15 protein-coding genes and 1 pseudogene are annotated in these 19,767 nt (G+C 42.1%); 9 read left to right on the top strand and 7 right to left on the bottom strand.

Translation table 11 applies throughout. The features are described 5' to 3' along the window. Positions 1-95 precede the first annotated feature (95 nt). Complete coding sequence (gene fadJ, locus EXT43_RS07170) at positions 96-2,321, bottom strand: fatty acid oxidation complex subunit alpha FadJ (RefSeq protein WP_130166666.1); 2,226 nt, start codon at positions 2,319-2,321, stop codon at positions 96-98. Further along, positions 2,321-3,631, bottom strand: coding sequence for an acetyl-CoA C-acyltransferase FadI (gene fadI, locus EXT43_RS07165; RefSeq protein WP_054553218.1), 1,311 nt, complete (start codon positions 3,629-3,631; stop codon positions 2,321-2,323). Before fadI ends, fadJ begins: the two co-directional genes overlap by 1 nt. Before the next feature lie 336 nt (positions 3,632-3,967). Between fadI and EXT43_RS07160 the strand changes: the two genes are divergently transcribed. From EXT43_RS07160 to EXT43_RS07125, 8 genes and pseudogenes are all read left to right on the top strand, one after another. Then, positions 3,968-4,924, top strand: a complete 957-nt coding sequence (locus tag EXT43_RS07160; protein ID WP_055020720.1) for a MoxR family ATPase — start codon at positions 3,968-3,970, stop codon at positions 4,922-4,924. Positions 4,925-4,927: 3 nt separating this feature from the next. Further along, positions 4,928-5,872, top strand: coding sequence for a DUF58 domain-containing protein (locus EXT43_RS07155; protein ID WP_058586362.1), 945 nt, complete (start codon positions 4,928-4,930; stop codon positions 5,870-5,872). Between the two features lie 2 nt (positions 5,873-5,874). Further along, positions 5,875-6,315, top strand: coding sequence for a DUF4381 domain-containing protein (locus EXT43_RS07150; protein WP_130166665.1), 441 nt, complete (start codon positions 5,875-5,877; stop codon positions 6,313-6,315). Then, positions 6,308-7,294 carry a VWA domain-containing protein gene (locus EXT43_RS07145; protein WP_130166664.1) on the top strand — a complete coding sequence of 329 codons (987 nt, stop codon included), beginning with the start codon at positions 6,308-6,310 and terminating at the stop codon, positions 7,292-7,294. Before EXT43_RS07150 ends, EXT43_RS07145 begins: the two co-directional genes overlap by 8 nt. A gap of 1 nt (position 7,295) precedes the next feature. Continuing rightward, positions 7,296-9,173 carry a VWA domain-containing protein gene (locus EXT43_RS07140; protein ID WP_130166663.1) on the top strand — a complete coding sequence of 626 codons (1,878 nt, stop codon included), beginning with the start codon at positions 7,296-7,298 and terminating at the stop codon, positions 9,171-9,173. Next, positions 9,167-10,816 carry a BatD family protein gene (locus tag EXT43_RS07135; RefSeq protein ID WP_130166662.1) on the top strand — a complete coding sequence of 550 codons (1,650 nt, stop codon included), beginning with the start codon at positions 9,167-9,169 and terminating at the stop codon, positions 10,814-10,816. The genes EXT43_RS07140 and EXT43_RS07135 overlap by 7 nt, the downstream gene beginning before the upstream one ends. A gap of 77 nt (positions 10,817-10,893) precedes the next feature. Further along, positions 10,894-11,442 (top strand): annotated as a pseudogene (locus tag EXT43_RS07130) (sigma-70 family RNA polymerase sigma factor); the annotation flags it as partial. Then, positions 11,442-12,191, top strand: a complete 750-nt coding sequence (locus EXT43_RS07125) for a DUF3379 family protein (RefSeq protein ID WP_130166661.1) — start codon at positions 11,442-11,444, stop codon at positions 12,189-12,191. The pseudogene EXT43_RS07130 and the gene EXT43_RS07125, both read left to right, overlap by 1 nt. Positions 12,192-12,266: 75 nt before the next feature. Here the strand turns inward: EXT43_RS07125 and EXT43_RS07120 are convergent, their stop codons facing one another. The 4 genes from EXT43_RS07120 to EXT43_RS07105 form a co-directional block, all read right to left on the bottom strand. Beyond that, positions 12,267-13,457 (bottom strand): amino acid aminotransferase, encoded by a 1,191-nt coding sequence (locus tag EXT43_RS07120; protein ID WP_054553227.1) that lies wholly within the window; start codon positions 13,455-13,457, stop codon positions 12,267-12,269. A 73-nt stretch (positions 13,458-13,530) separates the two neighbouring features. After that, positions 13,531-14,190 carry a GAF domain-containing protein gene (locus tag EXT43_RS07115; protein WP_130166660.1) on the bottom strand — a complete coding sequence of 220 codons (660 nt, stop codon included), beginning with the start codon at positions 14,188-14,190 and terminating at the stop codon, positions 13,531-13,533. Positions 14,191-14,235: 45 nt separating this feature from the next. Then, positions 14,236-15,906: a fused response regulator/phosphatase gene (locus EXT43_RS07110; RefSeq protein WP_130166659.1), complete on the bottom strand. Its 1,671-nt coding sequence runs from the start codon at positions 15,904-15,906 to the stop codon at positions 14,236-14,238. Next, positions 15,906-16,211: an STAS domain-containing protein gene (locus EXT43_RS07105; protein ID WP_054562148.1), complete on the bottom strand. Its 306-nt coding sequence runs from the start codon at positions 16,209-16,211 to the stop codon at positions 15,906-15,908. The genes EXT43_RS07110 and EXT43_RS07105 overlap by 1 nt, the downstream gene beginning before the upstream one ends. Positions 16,212-16,344: 133 nt before the next feature. On the opposite strand from EXT43_RS07105, the gene EXT43_RS07100 reads away from it, so the two are divergent. Then, positions 16,345-16,674 (top strand): translation initiation factor, encoded by a 330-nt coding sequence (locus tag EXT43_RS07100; RefSeq protein ID WP_058586369.1) that lies wholly within the window; start codon positions 16,345-16,347, stop codon positions 16,672-16,674. Positions 16,675-16,701: 27 nt separating this feature from the next. On the opposite strand, the gene EXT43_RS07095 is transcribed toward EXT43_RS07100, so the two are convergent. Continuing rightward, a complete protein-coding gene (locus tag EXT43_RS07095; RefSeq protein WP_130166658.1) occupies positions 16,702-19,701 on the bottom strand; it encodes an EAL domain-containing protein in 3,000 nt (999 codons plus the stop codon). Between the last annotated feature and the right edge of the window lie 66 nt (positions 19,702-19,767).

Below are 19,767 nucleotides of genomic sequence, written 5' to 3'. Positions count from 1 at the left end.
ACTGATTTCGTGAGTTAAATACCACTTATGGCCAATATAGAAGAAAAAAGCCCCGCTCAATGAGCAGGGCTTTTAAAATTAACTAATTTAAAGAATTAGCTTTTAGTCGTTTCTGTATCGGCATCTTCTGACGCTTGCTCGTCTTCAACCACTTCTTTGGTTACTTCAACCGGATCGACAGGCGTAGCTTCAACTACTGCCGGCTCTTCGCTTTCTGCTTGGTAAAAACGACCACCTTTTTCAGCCATTGCTTTTAACGTATCGCAAGGTGTGAAAATTGGGTTGTAGTTAGCAAAAGTCGCCATTTCAGAGCTCACTTGTGCTGCACCCAGTTTATCCATATAGCTAAATGGACCGCCTAAGAATGGTGGGAAACCAATACCAAAAATAGCACCAATATCACCATCACGCGGGCTTGCAATAATGCCATCATCTAAACAGCGCACCGCTTCGTTTAGCATTTGCGCAACACAACGTTTAGCAATTTCGCTCTTGTTTAAACGAGGTGATGGCGTAACACCAAGTAGCTCGTATACTGACTCATCCACTTTTTTATCTTTCTTGTCGTAAAGATAAAAACCACGGCCAGTCTTACGACCTAAACGCTTAGAATCGATTAAGCGATTAAAGGCATCCGGGGCTTTAAAGCGATCGCCCAATTCTTTTTCAAGGATTGGCGCAATTTTAGAACCGATATCAATCCCTACTTCATCAAGAAGCGCTAAAGGCCCTACCGGGAAACCAAACTCAACCAATGCTTGGTCAATCTTTTCAATCGGCTCACCTGCTAGCAGTAAATTAGCCGCTTCATTTACATAAGGCGCTAAGATACGGTTTACATAGAAGCCAGCCATATCTTTAACCACAATTGGTGTTTTACCTTGCTTACGGGCAAAGTTAACAACGCGTGCGATAGTCTCTTCAGACGTACCTTCATGTGGAATGATCTCAACAAGTGGCATTTTCTCAACAGGTGAGAAGTAATGAAGACCAATTACATTTTCTGGGCGTGCTGCATCAGCAGCAATTTGTGCAATTGGTAATGATGAGGTATTACTTGCAAAAATCGTGTTGCCTTGGCACTCACGTTCTACATCAGCCACCATACCTTGCTTTAAAGCAAGATCTTCAAACACGGCTTCGATAACGATATCAATGTGTTTAAAGCCGCTGTAATCGGTGGTACCGGTAATGCGGTTCATGGTTTGTTGTAGATCAGCTTTAGATAAAATACGACGCTTTTGCTTTTTATCTAAAATCTTATAGCTGTAGTTCATTGCATTGCTGATGCCCTTTTCAGCCACATCTTTAATGCGCACTGGAACACCCGCTTTTACAGCACTAACATGGGCAATACCCGCGCCCATGAGGCCGCCACCTAATACAGCCGCTTTAGCGATTGCTGGGGCATCATCATTACGCCACTCTTTTTTCATTTCAGTGGTTGCAAAGAAAATACCGCGTAATGCTTTTGACTCATCACTCATTACCAGCGTGGCAAAGCCTTCAGCTTCAGTTTTGTATGCTTTTAACTGATCAAGTTCAACACTTGCACGAACGGCTTTAATAATGGCTAAAGGTGCTGGGTAGTGACCGCCTGTTTTCTTCAGCACGTTTTCTTGTGCTTTTTTAAAAATAATATTGCGACCAAATGGGTTTGACTCAAGTAATTGACTTAAACGGTCTAGCTTAGGTTTAGTAGCCTTCGCCTTACCTTTCAGAGCAAACTCTTTAGCAACGTCAAGTAATACACTGTGTGGTACACAGTCATTTACTAAGCCTGTTTTCTTCGCTTGCTTAGCACGCACTTGCTTACCGGTAAGCATCCACTCAAGTGCTTTTTGCAAGCCAACTAATTTAGGTAAACGTTGAGTACCGCCACCACCAGGTAATAAGCCTAACTGTACTTCTGGCAAACCAAGCTTAGTGATATCGCTGTCTGAACACACGCGATAATCACAAGCTAAAGCAAACTCTAAACCGCCACCCAATGCAGCACCATGAATAGCACTCACTGTTGGGAAAGGCAGCTTTTTCATATCGAAAAATGCTTGCTGACACATTTCGCTTAACGCTAATGCATCTTCACGGCTATTGGCACTATCAAGCATTTTAATATCAGCACCGGCGATAAAGTTATCGCTTTTACCACTGATAAATACCATGCCTTTTACTGCTTGCGCTTGTGCGTCTTTAAGTAAGGTTTTTAAATCTTCTGCAAAACTGCTGCGCAGGGTGTTCATTTTCTCACCCGGCACATCAATGGTTACAACGGCTACGCCGTCATCTGCCACTGATAAACTAAATACTGAATCTGTCATTACGCACTCTCCAATACAAAGGCTGCGCCTAAGCCACCCGCTGCACACGCAGTCGTAAGCGCTAAGCCGCCACCGCGACGATTAAGTTCATGTAAGCTTTGCGTGATCAGGCGCGCACCTGTTGCCGCAAATGGGTGACCGTATGCAAGTGAGCCACCTAATACATTGAACTTGTCCATGTTAATTTCGCCGATCGCTTTGCTGCGACCTAGCTTTTCTTGTGCAAATTTATCTGACGCAAACATCTTCATATTAGCCAGTGTTTGCGCTGCAAATGCTTCATGCATTTCGATTAAATCTAAATCAGCTAATGTGATACCTGCTCTATCTAGGGCAATTGGCGTTGAGTGCGCCGGACCCATTAGCATATCTTCATGTACACCAATTGCTGAGAAAGCAAAACTGCGTACATAACCTAGAATGTCGTAACCCAATGCTTTGGCTTTACTCTCACTCATCATTAATACCGCAGCGGCACCATCAGTTAATGGCGTTGCGTTAGCTGCAGTCACTGAGCCGTGCTGACGGTCAAATACTGGTTTTAATTTCGCGTAGCCTTCAACCGTTGAGTTATGACGAATGTTATTATCTTGCTCAATAAAGCTCTTATAAGGTGCAACATGGGCAGTCATTACTTCGTCTTTCAGTTTACCATCAGCCCACGCCTGACTTGCAAGGGTGTGTGAACGATGTGCTAAGGCATCTTGATCTTCACGGCTGATGCTATGTGTTTTCGCCATTTGCTCAGCCGTTTGACCCATAGATAAGCCAGTAGAGTACTCAGCGACCGCAGGCGGTACAGGAAGTAAATCTTTTAGACGTAGTTTAGAGAAAATCTTTAATCGCTGACCAAGCGTACGTGCTTTGTTTAAATCAACAAGGCTGCCCGCTAATTTTTTACTAACACCAATAGGTAATACAGACGATGAGTCAGCACCACCAGCGATACCTACTTGCACTGAGCCTGCCATAATTGACTCGGCTACGTTAGCAATGGCTTGGAAACTTGTCGCACACGCACGCGAAACAGAATAAGCATCAACAGAAACAGGCATACCCGTACCTAATACGATTTCACGGGCAATGTTTGGCGCTTCTGGCATTTGCACTACTTGTCCAAATACAAGTTGGTCAATTTCAGATTTATCAAAGTTAAGTCGTTCAAGCATTTCGTTGACAACTAACTTACCCATATCAAGGGCTGGTACATGATGGAATGCTGTGGCTTGCTTTGCGAATGGCGTTCGCAGGCCGCTAACGATAGCGATACGATCGCCTTTTGCTGTTTTAAGTATATTTTGCTCAGACATTTATGCTCTCCCGCTGACAGGTCTGACCTGTTTGTTTTTCCTGATTCTAAAACAACCCGTGTACGAATGCCAATAGTAAGTTTTCAACCATAGGCTTTTTTCGGCCTATTTACAAAAAAACACCGTATTTATATGGTAGGCTAAAAATCCTTAAAAAATAACGAACTATTTGAGGATTTTGTGTCTAACACTTGTGTTATAACTTTTGAATCCTTATAACTTGTTAATAGCGCCCCACCACGGTACCGCGCAGAGAATTTATCGGTACTGAATATAACGCATTGGCGCATAACAAAAACAATTTTTGACTCACGCTTTTAGGACAGTCTTTTTATTATGGCAGTTAACGCATTTTCACAATTAAAATCATATCTAGACACGCAAATTATCGGCCAACCACAATTAACTCAAGCACTGTTAATCGCAATTTTGGCAGATGGCCACTTATTAGTTGAAGGCCCTCCGGGTCTTGCGAAAACGCGTGCAGTCAATGCCTTAGCGAAAGGCGTTGAAGGCAGTTTCCAACGTGTGCAATTTACCCCAGACTTATTACCTGCAGATGTAACTGGTACCGATATTTATCGCCAGCAAACCAGTGAGTTCGTATTTGAAAAGGGCCCGTTATTTCATAACCTAATTTTGGCTGATGAAATTAACCGTGCTCCTGCTAAAGTGCAATCTGCTCTTCTTGAAGCCATGGCTGAACGCCAAGTAACGGTTGGTAAAAACACCTATCCACTGTCTGATCTATTTATGGTTATGGCAACCCAAAACCCGCTAGAACAAGAAGGCACATACCCACTACCTGAAGCTCAGCTTGACCGCTTCTTATTGCATTTGAGCATTGATTATCCGGGTGCTGAACACGAATTAGATATCCTACGCCTAACCCGTGGCGAGGCTATTTCTGATATGCAGGCAACGACACAACAAATTAGTCAAAGTGAGCTATTTGCTGCCCGTAAAGCGATATTAGGTTTGTATTTAGCTGAGCCGCTTGAGAAATACCTAGTACAGTTAATTGTTGCCACTCGTGAAGCAGCTGAGCTTGATGAGCAACTTGGTCGCTGGATTGAATATGGCGCAAGCCCACGTGCAACCATTGCCCTTGATAAGTGTGCCCGCGCGCATGCTTGGCTTGAAGGCCGTGACTTTGTTGCCCCAGATGATATTCAAGCAGTGCTGCATAATGTATTGCGTCACCGTATTATCTTAAGTTACGAAGCACAGGCCGATGGCATCAGTAAAGACGATGTGATCAGCCGTATTTTAGAATTGGTGGCAGTGCCATAAGCTATGTCGAGCCAATTTGATACAGCGGCGTGGTTAGCAGCGAGTCATAGTCAAGGCGTCAATTTATCACTCAAAGAGTTGATGTATTACAAAGCCAAAGCTCGCTTGCTAGAACTTGCGCCCAAAGTAAAAATCAAAAACAGCTTAGCTGGGCAATACCTTGCACCTCATAAAGGGCGTGGTATGGAGTTTGCCGAGGTGCGTCATTATCAAGCCGGTGATGACATACGCTCTATCGACTGGCGTGTTACTGCACGCACTGGCGAAACCCACACTAAGCTGTTTCAAGAAGAAAAAGAACGCCCTGTTTTTGTATTTACCGACTTTTCTAACTCGATGCTGTTTGGCTCAAAGTTACTGTTGAAGTCAGTGCAAGCAGCGCACATTAGCGCATTGGTTGCTTGGTCGGCGTGTCAACGAGGTGATCGCATTGGTGGCTTGGTGTTTAATCAGCAAGGTCATCACGAATTAAAACCGACCTCTCGAGAAAAAGCAGTGTTAAAGCTTTGTCACAACTTATGTGATATTCACAGCCAGGCTCTGACTAATATCGATAAAACAGCCACCAGCTTATTTAGCGAAAACCTTAAACGCCTTAATCATTTAGCAAAACCAGGAAGCTTGGTTTATATCGTTTCTGATTTTAGTGCCCTTGATGAAGCCAGCTTCAAACAACTTGAAATGCTGAGCAGGCACTGTGAATTGATTGGCTGCCATATTAGTGATCCGTTCGAGCATCAATTACCAGCTTTCAAACAAACGGTGACTGTGTCGGCGAATGGCCAAGAACTTGCTTTACCACTAATGGATAAGCAATTTCGCGAGCGCTTTGCCAAGTCAGCTGAAGAGTCGTTTTCTAACAGATTAAAACGCTTACAAAAATCTGGGCTTAGTTTAATTTCATTCAGTGCAGCCACTCCTCTTGAGCTGCAATTAGTGAGAAAGTAACAATGCAAAAAAATCCGCTAGATGGCTTACATGATGTCATTGCACCGACCGAGGTTGCATGGTGGCCACTTGCTCCAATTTGGTGGCTGATCATTGCCTTAGTTGGTTCGTTATTAATTATCGGCTTAGTGCTTTTATATAAAAACCAGCAATTTAAAAAAGCCAAAAAACAAGCCATTAAGTTAAGTAAAACCCTTAGTGATGATGACGCGCAAGAGCTACACATTATTTTAAAACGCTTAACTCGTCATTATTACAGCAGTCAGCTTGCTTCTCAGCCCTTGGCAAAGTGGTCTGAAAGTTTATCGAAACTGAGTGGCGATAACTTTAGTTACGACGAATTGATGCCGCTTTATCAACAACAAAGTAATAATGCTGAGCTCGGGGCTAAATTACGCAGTGCCATTAGCAACTTTAAACTCAAGGAGCCAATTAATGTTTGAGTTTAGTTGGCCATGGTGTTTTGTGCTTTTACCTCTGCCTTGGATATTAAGCCGCTTTATGCCGTTAAAGCAGCAAGGGCAGTTACGTTTACGTATTCCGGGCTTTGCTAAGCTTGGCTTAAATAATCAGGCAGTACAGCAACATAGTCGCAAAGTTTCATTGCTCGAATGGGCTGTTTGGGTCTCTTTAGTTGCCGCTATTGCAAACCCAACTTGGCTTGATGAACCTATCACGCTGCCTAATGAAGGCCGCGATATTATGCTGGCGGTGGATTTATCTGGCTCTATGACAGAGCAAGATATGGCCTACCAGAATCAATATGTTGATAGGCTTACCATGGTAAAAGCTGTACTCAGTGACTTTATTGAACAGCGTCAAGGTGACCGCCTAGGTCTTATCTTATTTGGTGATACCGCATTTTTACAAACGCCTCTTACTCGTGATGTTAAAACAGTAAGCCAAATGCTCAGTGAAGCACAAATTGGTCTAGTAGGTAGAGCAACAGCCATTGGTGATGCATTAGGTTTATCGGTGAAGCGTTTCGCTAATAAGGATGAAAGTAACCGTATCGTAGTACTATTAACCGATGGTCAAAATACCGCGGGTAACCTTGACCCAGAAGATGCCCTGTTGTTAGCCCGCGAAGAAGGCATTAAAGTATATACCATAGGTGTTGGCTCTGATAACCCTCGTGGTTTCAGCCTATTTAATATGGGTGGTATGAGTGGCGGTAACTTAGATGAAAGCCTACTCAAGCGTATTGCCGAGCAAACCGGCGGCTTATACTTTAGAGCAAAAGATGTGGCTGGTTTACAGCAAATTTACCAAGAGCTCGATAAGCTTGAGCCAATTAGTAGCGATGAACAAACGTTCCGCCCACAAATTTCATTGTTTTATATTCCACTGCTTGTGGCGCTAGGCTTAATAAGCTTAGCAATGCTCGTCAGTTTTATTCGCCAATTTAAGCAGGAGAGCTAGTATGGATTTTGAATTTATTCGCCCTGCCCTACTTTGGTTATTAATCCCCGCGCTGATTATTTTTAGTGTGCTGTTGGTACGCAACAAAAAAAGCGCCCCAGCTGATTTAATTGCCCCCCATTTGGCGCAGTTTGTAATGAGCGGCAATCATAAAAAACAAAGCCAACCGCTTTGGCTAGTTGCTGTATTTACTCTATTAGCCATCGTTTTTGCAGCAGGCCCAAGCTTTGAAAAGAAACAAGTCCCGGTGTTTCAAGCAAAGAACGCGCGAGTTATTGTGATGGACATGTCGTACTCCATGTTCAGTACCGACATAGCACCAAATCGATTAGTGCAGGCTCGATTTAAAGCTCTTGATATGATTGAGCTTTTCAAAGAAGGTGATACGGCATTAGTGGCTTATGCAGGCTCTGCATTTACTATTTCGCCGCTAACCAATGACGCTAGCACTTTGGCTAACCTTATCCCAAGCCTAAGCCCTGATATCATGCCGAGCAAAGGTTCGAATGTTATTGAAGGCCTAGAAAAAGCCGACGATTTACTTAAACAAGCTGGCTATTTAGATGGTGATATTATTTTAGTCACCGATGGAGTTGATAGCCTAGATCAAGAAGATATTAGCCGCTTTACCGCTCAGTCTAATTATCGTTTAAATGTCTACGGCGTTGGCACAGAGCAAGGTGCGCCGATTAAGCTACCTGAAGGAGGCTTTTTAAAAGACATACAAGGGCAGATTGTGATTCCAACGCTTAATGTCAGCCGTTTAAGCTCGCTTGCACGTAATAGCGGTGGCAAATTTGCACTGTATCAAACCAGTAATAAAGATATTCAAACATTTGCCCCCACTGCCAATGCTGAAGTACTCAAAGATGAGAAGCAAAGCCAAGCGTTATGGCGAGTTGATGCAGGTATTTACGGCCTGATTATTTTATTGCCGTTAGCACTCTTTTTAATTCGCCGTAGTAGCCTAGTAGTTGGCTTTTTGTTTGTTATGCTATTACCTCAGCAACAGGTTTACGCCGCTGAATTACCTGAGGTGTTTAAGAACCAAGACCAACGGGCACTTGATGCCTATCAGCAAAATCAATTTGAACAAGCCGCCCAAGCACAAAACACGCAATTAAAAGGCGCAGCTCTTTATCAGCAAGGTAATTACCAAGCGGCCATGGATGCGTTTAGTGAAGATAAATCTGCAACGGGTTTGTACAACTACGGTAATGCCCTTGCTAAGGCCGGTGAGCTAGAACAAGCCATAGAAGCTTATAAGCAAGCCCAACAGCTTAAAAATGACTTCACTGAGGCAAAAGAAAACCAAGCCCTCGTAGAACAGTTATTGCAGCAGCAAGAGCAACAACAGCAGCAACAAGATCAACAGCAAAACAATGATCAACAAAACTCTGATGGCCAGCAAGATAACCAGCAAAAGCAACAGGGTGAAAATTCACAGCAAGGTGAAAACTCAGAGCAGAGTGAGCAGCAAGATGGCCAACAACCTTCAGAGCAAGGTGAGCAATCAGATCAAAAAGGTGAGCAAAGCGAGTCTAATAGTGACCAGCAAAACAAACCAGAAATGGAATCACAAGCAGACACGTCGTCACAATCTGGAGAACAACAGCCAGAGCAAGCTCCCGAGCAACAAGAGGCCCAGCCACAGCCATCGCAAAGCGACGAACAAGCTAAACAGCAAGCAGAGCAACAGGCTATGCAAGCACAAGCTGCTGAACTGACCAATGAAGAGAAAGAAAAAGCCCAGCAACTTAACCAGCTGCTGCGTAAAGTTCCCGATGATCCTGCGATCTTATTAAGAAATAAAATGCAATTAGAAGCACAAAAACGAAACTACCAACGTCGTCCACGAGGAGCCGAAAAATCATGGTAATGCGATTATTATGTTGTTTATTGCTAATCGCGGCAGCGCCGCTATGGGCTGCCACCCAGCTACAGGCAAGTGTTGATAAAAATCCTGTCCTTGCCGGTGAGTTTTTTGTTTTAACCATCTCAGCAGACGACTCTATTAACAGCGAACAACCAGACACTTCTGTGCTATTAAAAGACTTTGTTGTAGGGCCAACCAGTGTCAGCTCGCGCACTAATATTATTAATGGTGAAATCAGTAAGCAAACTAACTGGTCTGTAAAGCTGATGACCCGCAAAGAAGGCACTTATACCATCCCTGCATTTACTGTAGCCGGTGTTAGTTCAAAACCGATTGAGCTAACGGTAGCTAAACGCAGTCAAACCTCAGAGCAAAATAAAGAAGCCTTCATTAAAACAAGCATCAAGCCAAGTAGCTTATACGTGCAAGAAGCCGGTGTTTATACTGTTAAATTGTATTTAGACAACAACAAAGAATTGCTTGATGGCAACTTAACTACGCCAGAAATGGAAAACGCTGAGCTAACCCCAATTAACAAGCAATCTGAAGACTATGAGTTAATTGATGGCAAACGCTATTTAGTGATCACCCGTGAGTACTTAGTGCAGCCACAAAAAAGTGGCGTAAATACTATTACAGCACCTGTGTTCAACGGCCGTATTCGTCAAAACTATCGCCAAATGGCTGTGTCAGCGATGGGCGAAGATGTTGATGTTGAAATCAAGCCAATTCCAGATAACTACACAGGTGCATGGCTACCAAGCGAACTGGTTAACCTTGATGAGCAATGGCAACCAAAAGACGACACCGTTGAAGTTGGCACGCCGATCACTCGAACTATCACCTTAACTGCATTAGGGGTTACTAAAGAGCAACTTCCTGATATCGATATGCCTCAGGTGCAAGGTTTTAGAAGTTACCCTGATGAAAAAGAGAGTAATCATCTGGTACGTGATGGCCGTGTTATCTCACAACAAACGGCTTCTTATGCTTTATTACCGCAAACACCGGGCACTTACACATTGCCTGAAATCAAGCTGCCTTGGTTTAATACTAAAATCAATCGTATTAGCTATGCGACCATACCAGCTCGTACATTAACCGTTGTACCAAGTACAAATCCACTCACACCAACAGCTCCTGCTATCGCAGAGCCGCAAACCGCAAGCTCCAATGAGCTGAGTGATACACCAACTAATGTACAAACCGTTATGCAAGTCACGACCCCTGTTTGGCTTATTATCGTGGCAATTGTCGGCTATGGGCTTTGGTTAATCACCTTAGTGCTTTACATTAAAAAGCGCCCTCAACAGTCGGCAGCTGAGCCATTACCTACCAGTGGTTCATCAGTATCGTTGAATGAGCTTAAGCAGTTTGCAAAGCAAAACAATAGCTCAGGGTTTTATAACGCGTTGAACCTTTATGCAAAACAGCAGACAGGTAAAAATGCAGCAGCAATCGAGTGTTTACTAGCATCGCTGAAAAATACACAACTTAATGATGAAATTGCTAAATTACGCACTAAACTTTATAGTTCAGCAGATGAACAGGTTGATTTAAGCTTAATCGTCAGCTTGCTAAGTCAAGCGGCAAAGCAAACGAAATCGACAAGTAATGCGACTGAATTAAAAAATCTTTACGATTAACAATTAACCTAATAGGTTGAAAATAAACGGCTAATCTTGAATTAGCCGTTTTTTTAAGAAAAAATAATAATCTCAGAAAGTTTTTTTCTGATAGGCAGGTCTTAGTTACTATGACAGAAAAACAAAAGCGATATGAAGCGCTGGTTCATGTCTACCACAGTGAGCTTTTTCGCTTTGCGTATTGGTTGTGTCGTGATCAGAACATTGCTGAAGACTTAGTGCAGGAAACCTTCCTGAGGGCTTGGCGTGCCTTGGATTCACTGCAAGATCAACAAGCAGTCAAACCTTGGCTGTTAACTATTTTGCGCCGCGAGAACGCACGCCGCTTTGAACGTAAACAATTTGATTACGCCGATGTTGAAAACGACACCCTTGTAGATGAACAAAGTACAACCCTTGATGCTGAAATGGAACAAACAGTGATTCAACGACAAATAGGAAAGTTATCACAAGAGTATCGAGAGCCATTGCTATTACAAGTAGTAATGGGTTGCTCTGGCGATGAAATCGCCCAAATCCTCGATTTAAATAAAAATACTGTCATGACACGACTTTTCCGTGCCAGAAACCAGCTTAAAGAGGCTTTAAGCAGTGATGATGATCAACTTAGAGGAGCATCAAATTAATGGATGAACTCGAGTTTCGCCGCCGCATCCTCGCCGAGCCAAGCACTATTGATAAGGAACTTGAAGCGTTTGCCGAGCAGGACAAAGATAAACAGGCGTTTATTGATGATGTGCGCGCTTTAGATGATGAACTAAGTAATGCGCTTAACATCCCCGTGCCTGAAAATTTAGCAAAGCGAATTATTGATAATACCTATGCTGCAGAAGAAGCGCCTTCAGAGCAGCCGCTAGACACCATTATTGAGGCTAAGTCGCGCTTTGCCTTTAACCGCTTGTATTTAGCCGCTGCAGCGTCGTTTTTAGTAGCAATTAGTGTGTTCTTTGTCACTAACAAACAACATACGTTATACAGCGTGGGTGAGCATGCCTTTGCGCACCTATACCATGAGATAGGCTCGCTAGATAAACATGAAGCGATAGACCTTGCCTATGTGAACGAAAAGTTTGCCACCATTGGCGGACATTTAGATGAGCTACCAGGTAAAGTAACCTATTTAATGTTTTGTGACTTTCAAGGCAAAAAAGGTCTGCACTTGGTATTTGAGTCTGATTTTGGCCCGATGACGGTATTCATTGTGCCTTCTGACGAGCAACCATTTGGCACTGGCTCTGACGATTTCAATGATGAGCGTTTCGCTGGCCACATCAACCGTGGTGAGCGAGCGGATACTATCTTAATAGCGAGTATTGGCGCTCCACTTGATAGCTACAACAGTATGATCAATGACGCCATTCGCTGGCTGCATTAATACCTACTCGAAGTAACACATATTACAGGCATAAAAAAACCGCACACTGCGGTTTTTTTATCGCTATAAAGCAGGTTACTTACAAACGTCTGCTACTGCATTTGCAAAGTAATCAATGTTTGCATCACTGATACCAGCAACGTTTACACGGCTAGAACCCACAATGTAGATAGAGTACTCTTTTTGTAAGCGCTCGATTTGCTCTTTATTAATACCTAGGAATGAGAACATACCATTTTGACGGTCAATAAATGAGAAGTCTTGCTCAATGCCTTTCGCAGCTAAGCTTTCTTTGATTAAAGTACGCAAACCATTAATGCGATTACGCATTTCATCAAGCTCGTCATGCCACATTTGCGTCAGCTCAGTGCTACCTAAAATCGTGCTAACAATATCAGCACCATGCGCAGGCGGCATTGAATAGATGCTACGTACAACACTTAATAATACAGAGTTAGAGATATCAGCAGTTGCTGCATCTTTAGCAATGATTGAACATGCACCGATACGCTCGCGGTATAAACCGAAGTTTTTCGAACAAGAAGAACAGATGATTAACTCATCTACCGCTGCTGCTAATTTACGAAGACCCGCTGCGTCTTCTTCAAGGCTTGAACCAAAACCTTGGTAAGCAATATCAACCAGTGGCGTGAAACCAACTTCAACAGCAAGATCAGCAACTGTGCTCCATTGCTCAGCATTTAAATCCATACCGCTTGGGTTGTGACAACATGCGTGGAATAACACAACATCACCTTTAGGCACTTGCTTAAGGGTATTAATCATGTCATCAAATAAAAGGTCTTTATTTTCGTAATCGTAGTAAGGGTATTCTTTTACTGTTAAGCCCGCCGCTTCAAATAAGCTGATGTGGTTTGCCCACGTTGGCGTAGTTACCCATACCGTCGCATCTTTATTGCAACGCTTGATGAATTCAGCTGCAACACGTAATGCACCTGTACCACCTGGTGCTTGTGCAGTGCGAACACGGTTAGCTAAAAGTGCTGGATGCTCACCCAGTAATAAGTTTTCCATTTTTTGACAGTAATCTAGGTTACCTGCCAAGCCAATGTACGATTTACTGGTTTCGTTTTCTAAACGAAACGCTTCCGCTTTTTTAACCGCTTTTAATACAGGCGTATTGCCTTGCTCATCCTTATAAACACCTACACCCAAATCGATTTTCTTTGGGTTTGTATCTTGTTTAAAGGCCGCCATTAGGCCAAGAATAGGATCTGTTGGTAATGGTTTTAATTCTGAGAACATTGACTATCTCTTTTTATAGGGGTTAGCGTTGCCACTAGCTTAACATAAAAACCCAGCCTGATTACTAGTTAAATTAGACCAAGAGTTGAGGAATTTTAATACAACAAGCCACAAGTAATGCAAGGGTTTGCTGATCAAAGAAATCATTATTAAATGCTTCTGCATCTATAATACCTAAGCATTCATTTTTGTCTGATAATAATGGTAAACAAGTCTCAGCTTTCACCTTAGGGTCGCAAGTATAATACTCACCACCTTGTGCAAGGTAATCGGCTACGTTATTGATCACACGCCCTTGTTTAGAAAGCGCAACTTGAACATTGTTACTGCCTTTAGCAAATGCTTCAGTTAGCGGGAATAATGGACGGCTCGGTGCACCATGATAAACCAGCTTTAATAACTGAGAACCTTCATTAGTCTCTGTTGCTTGATAAATACCAAACCAATCAACGTGAGTTTGGGCAACAACAAAATCGATAATTTGTTGCAGCTTAGCCAGTTTTTCAGTATTGGTAGCATTATCGGCAACATAATCATTTAATTTGAATGGTTCATCTTGTAAGTAGCCAAACAAGCTACACGCACCACCCTCGCCTAGCTCAGGAATTTGATACTCCCAACGCACTGCTGGTAAAGCTGACTCTGCAAGATAATGTTCAAGGTTTGATAATTGCTCAGCAACCAAATTTTCTGGTAATTCAAGCTGAGCTGTCGATAAGTAGTTAGAAATCATTTAGCCATCCAAACATCTATAATGCCAGAATGATAACATGCGATTTTAGTGTGAGCTAGTACTGCTTGCTGTTAATTGATAATAAATTTCGACTTGGTTGCCTGCACTATTGAAGGTCACTTTTGAAGCTACTTCCCCAAGCAAGCACAAGCCTCTACCATGCTCTCTTGCAAGGCTTTGTTGATTTGCCTGATCTTTACTAAAACCATTTCCTGAGTCGCAAACAGTAAAATATAAAGCAAGTTCTTCTGGGCAATAGCGAATATCAATAATGATTAAGGCATCGGTTAAATTTGCGAGGGCCTCTTCACGCTGCTGATAATAAATTAAAAAGCCATCTTCTTGATTTTTTACCTCTGAGTCGAGGCCTAACACGCCGTGATCTAAGGCATTATTGTAGGCCTCTGAGAGTATCAAAAAGATATTAGCGCGATGTGCGTTTAAGCCTGCTACTTTGCTTATTACATCAACGACTTCCAGTACCGGATCGGTGCTTTTGATTTGCTTTGAATTTAGGCTCAATGAAAAGTTAAAAGGTAATGCGGATAGCGGCTCAGACTTTTGCTCAGGCTCACTCATGGCTAAGCAATTTAATAATACTAAGCTCAAGTCGTCTTGTTGTTTATTCCCACGAGCAAATTTATTGACTCGTTCAAGTACTTGCTCAGAAGAAATAGCTGGTTTTGAAGCGAGCACTTTTTTAAAGCGATGCTCACCAAAATACTCGTCATGTGGGCTAGTCGTTTCAATGATACCATCGGTTGCCATGACAATACGGCATGTGTCTTCTACTTCAATATGAATAAGTGCACGTTCGAATTCATCTTCTTCTAAAATACCCAGTGCCATGTGTTGAGATTCAAGGGTACGAATAACTTCACCGCTTTGGTTGATGATATAGGTATCGGGTAAGCCCCCTAGCCATGCCGAGATACTTTTTCCGGTACTGCTAAGCTCTATGATGGTTGCAGCACAAAACATGTGGCCTGGTAATAACTTACCTAATACTGAATTGATTTCTGCGGCAATATCACTCACAGACATGCCCTTACTCACCATGGTATAAAATACTCTTGAAGCAGGGAGAGCTCCGACTGCAGCGGCTAAACCATGACCAGTAAAATCACCAAGCATGCAATATAAGCTACCTAATGGGCTTTGTGCGACCAAAAACATATCGCCATTAAACATAGCCGCAGGCGATAAATGAAAATCTAAATGCTTAGGAAAAGATTGTTGGTTCTCAAGAGCATTATTAAAAATATGTTCGACTATTTCATGTTCGCGGTCGACTTGATTTTGATGATATTCAAGTTGTAGATTTTGCTCTCTTGCCTTTTGGCTTAAATTACGGATCCGGCTATGCGCTTTAATTTTCGCGTTAAGAATCACTTCTTGAAACGGCTTATGCAAAAAGTCATCACCACCAACCGATAAGCAACGCTCAAAGCTCGCTTCGTCTTCTAATGAGGTAATAAAAATAATCGGTAAGTAAACTTGGCTAAAGCGCTCTTTGATAATCGCTGCGGTTTCAAAGCCGTCCATCACAGGCATAATGACATCGAGTAACACAATATCAATGGTGTGTTCTTCGAGCAGATTTAAAGCAACAAGACCGTTCTCAGCGGTATAAACACGGTAGCCCTGCTGCTCTAACATCACGGTTAATAAGCGACGATTTAAGGCAAGATCGTCTACAACCAGAATATTAAGCATCAATCAATATCGAACTTTTTATCAAAACGTGAGATTTGCAGGATTTTTTTCAGTTGCGGTTGGCAGTTACTAATTTGAATTGTTTCAACTTTGCCTGTTAGGTTTTTTTTCATGTTCAGCAACATGCCTAACGCTGAGCTGTCCATGTAATCTGTTTCTCTAAGGTCTATGACCACTTTATCGATATTGTCGTTGAGATCGGCATACGCCTGACGAAAAGATTGCACCAAATTAAAATCAAATTTTCCTTTGATTTGTACAGTTAATATAGCGCCATCAGCAGAAGTGCTGCGCGTTAAACTCATAATAAACTCCTAATAAACAAATCTTTCCTGATACTTAACTAAATATAACCGCTTAAAACAAATAAGCCAAAAATTAAAACACTTAGGATGAAATTTGTTATCATTTAGCCAAGCTTCTATAACGAGATCTACCATGAGCGATAATAATCTAGTTTATTCAACTGCAACGGGTCGCATTGAGCAACCTAAAGAAAGTAAACCAAGCCAAGGTAAAGTTTTTAAAGACGGCTTTTTACGCATTGAACGTCAAACCAAAGGGCGCAAAGGTAAGGGCGTGATGTTAGTTGTTGGTATCGACAGCGAGCAGCACGACTTAAAAAAATTAGCCAAAACCATTAAAAGTAAAATGGGCCAAGGTGGTGCAGTAAAAGACGGTATCATCGAAGTTCAAGGTGATGACAGAGATAAGCTAAAAGCGATTCTCGAAGGACTAAAGTTTAAAGTTAAAATTGCAGGGGGCTAATCACCCCCCTTTTTTGCGTTCTGTATTTTATGAATTCAACGAGTTGAGCTGTTCATAAAGTGCAGGCAACTCATCTTCAGGGATAGGCTTACTATAGTAGTAACCTTGCACAATATAACAGTTGTTGTTTTGTAAAAACTCAATCTGCTCGATAGTTTCCACCCCTTCGGCAACAACGTTAAGCTTTAGCTTTTGTGCCATAGCAATAATCGCAGCGGTAATTTCCATATCATTACTGTCTTGTGGAATATCTTTCACAAACGAGCGATCAACTTTCAAAATATCCACAGGGAAACGTTTTAGGTAACTCAGTGAAGAATAGCCAGTACCAAAGTCGTCGATTGAAATTGATACACCCAAGGCTTTTAACTGATGCAGTTGTAAAATAGCGGCTTCAACATGCCCCATTAGCATACTTTCTGTTAGCTCAAGGTGTAAGCGTTTAGGCTCAACACCTGTTTGCTTGATGATCTTATCCAGTGTCGACACCAAGTTCGCATCTTTAAATTGACGTGCCGACAAGTTGATTGAAATATTATTCTTTAAGTCTTGGCTTGCTAAACGTGCAGCAAACTCACACGCTTCTTGCAGTATCCATGCGCCTAATTCAACAATTAAACCAGTTGCCTCAGCAATAGGAATAAACTTAGTTGGTGGGATCATCCCTTCTTTAGGATGGAACCAACGAATAAGTGCTTCGTAGCCAACCACTTGGTTATTTCTACAATCAACTTGTGGCTGATAATAAACCCTAAACTGCCCTTCGCGAATACCAGTACGAAGCTCATTTTCAATGAATAAGCGCTCGTTTGCTGCAGCATTAAGCTCTTGGCTATAGAAGTGGAAAGTATTACGCCCTTTCGCTTTTGCTTCATACATCGCAAGGTCGGCATGTTTAAGTAGCTGATCTTCTTCTTGGCTATCAAATGGTGCCATTGTGATACCAATACTGGCACTGATGATCACTTCATTGTTACCTAATTTGATTGGCTCATTAAGTGTGCGCTGAATCGTATTTGCCACTTCCATTGCATGTGTTTGATGCTCAATACCACTTAATAATACCGCGAATTCATCGCCGCCTAAACGCGCTATTGTATCTTCCGTACGCAAACGCTTTTTCAAACGGTTAGCCACTTCAACTAATAACTGATCCCCTGCATCATGCCCTAGTGTATCGTTGATACGTTTAAATTCATCTAAGTCAAAATAGAATAAGGCAAATGCATAATGACCACGTTCAGCCAGTGCCATTGATTTACGCAGCTGCATTCTGAAGAAAGTACGGTTAGCAAGCCCAGTTAAGGTATCAAAATAAGCCAATTGCTCCATTTTACGCTGGCTTTCTTTCACAAACGAAATATCTTGAGCTGATGCCACGTAACTGGTGATTTCACCACCATCTTCACGAATTGGTGAAATACTTAGCGAAACCCAAACTGATTGGCGCTCATTCCCTTGTAATAAGGTATCCCCGCGCCAATAATTGCGGCTACGTAAATCGATATCAATGTCATCGACTAAAATCGCCATTTCTTGGGAAATAACATTCAATAGCGGCGAGCCAATGAAATGACGCTCCTCGAAACCGGTCATTTCAACCATTTTAGGGTTCACATATTTAACTTCAAAGTCTTGGTCAGTGATCACCACCCCGGTGCCCGAGAAGGCCACAGCTTTAGATAAACGATTCGCCGCTTTTTCAGCTATTTCTTTTTCGCTAATGCGCTGGTTTAAGCCATCAATCAACTTACGAATTTCGATAGCCATATCTCTGAATGAGCCATTTAGCGTGCCAATTTCATCTTTATTGGCCTTTGGAAACTCAGTTTGTAATTGCCCTTTGCCAAAACTAACCACCGCATTAACCAATGAGTGAATGCGGCGCAGTACTAATTGATAAAGTGCTTGATGCAATAACAAGGCAACTAAAATTGCGTACAAGATAAACAAGCCGAAGAATTTTACTTTTAGCTCTTCAAGTGCTGAAAGTGCCGACGAACGTTTTTTATAAATACCAATATACCAATTTAGGTTCTCGACTTTACGAATATTAATAATGTGTGTTTCGCCATCTTGTACAAATGAATTTGCCGACTCAGGTAACTTTAAACGAATTGTTTCAGAGACTAGCTTTTGCAGATCAGGGTTTACAAAGTCTTCGGTGAGTAATTTTTTACCTTCACGACCATATTTCTCAAGTGTTGTTTTATCCAAATCAGGGTGAGCTAATAGCTGACCTTTTGCATCAAACACCAATAGATGTTGTTCACGGTCACCGATAGGCAGTTGTGCCAATAAAGTTTCAAGAGCAATATCACTGCCTGTTACTCCAAAAAATTCGTTTTCGAAGTAAATAGGCACTAGCACACTAACCACCCATTTATGCCAAATTCTGTCGTAATACACTTTTGACCAAACAGCTTCACGACTGGGGTTAGTTGCAGCCTGAGCGTAATTGAAGGTTTCGTCTTTGGTGAAATCAAAGTCACCGGGGACATTCAACGCCCAGTTTGGTGGCGCGATTCGAATAAAGTTATCTTTGGTAACTAAGTAAAAATTGAAGAAGTCTTGGATTAAGGTCGGTGAAACTATTTTCCAGAGTGACTCAGAATCGTTTATAAGCTGTTTATAAAATTCAGAATAATTATCTTGAGGGATAAAGGCAGCCGATAAGCCATCTTCTGAGGTACTACGGATACTGCCATCGACGGCAAATTTGATATCTGCACTACGTTTACTTTGTAAATGCGATTCGTTTTGAAGTAGTTGACTACTAACAACGTTATTCGCCTGCTCGGCAATGTTGATTTTAGTTTTGATCAGGCGGTTAAATTGACGACTCAAGCGTTCACTAGAGTGCTTTAAAAGTTCGTGCTCTTCAAACACAAGCTGTTTTTCTTCAGATTTAAGCATCAAAGCCGCAGCACATATACCTGCAATCAAACAAATCGCAGAGATCAGCAGCGACAATTTCATACTTAATGAATTCACACCAAAACGTGATGGCGGTCGTCGATACACCACAGGACTACCTTATTAATAATTGTTATTATTTATTGTGCAAAAACAAATATACCAGATTCATTTTTA

It is taken from the genome of Pseudoalteromonas sp. CO109Y, from assembly GCF_004208935.1.
GTDB lineage: Bacteria > Pseudomonadota > Gammaproteobacteria > Enterobacterales > Alteromonadaceae > Pseudoalteromonas > Pseudoalteromonas shioyasakiensis.
This window is presented reverse-complemented; position numbering and strand designations above follow the sequence as displayed.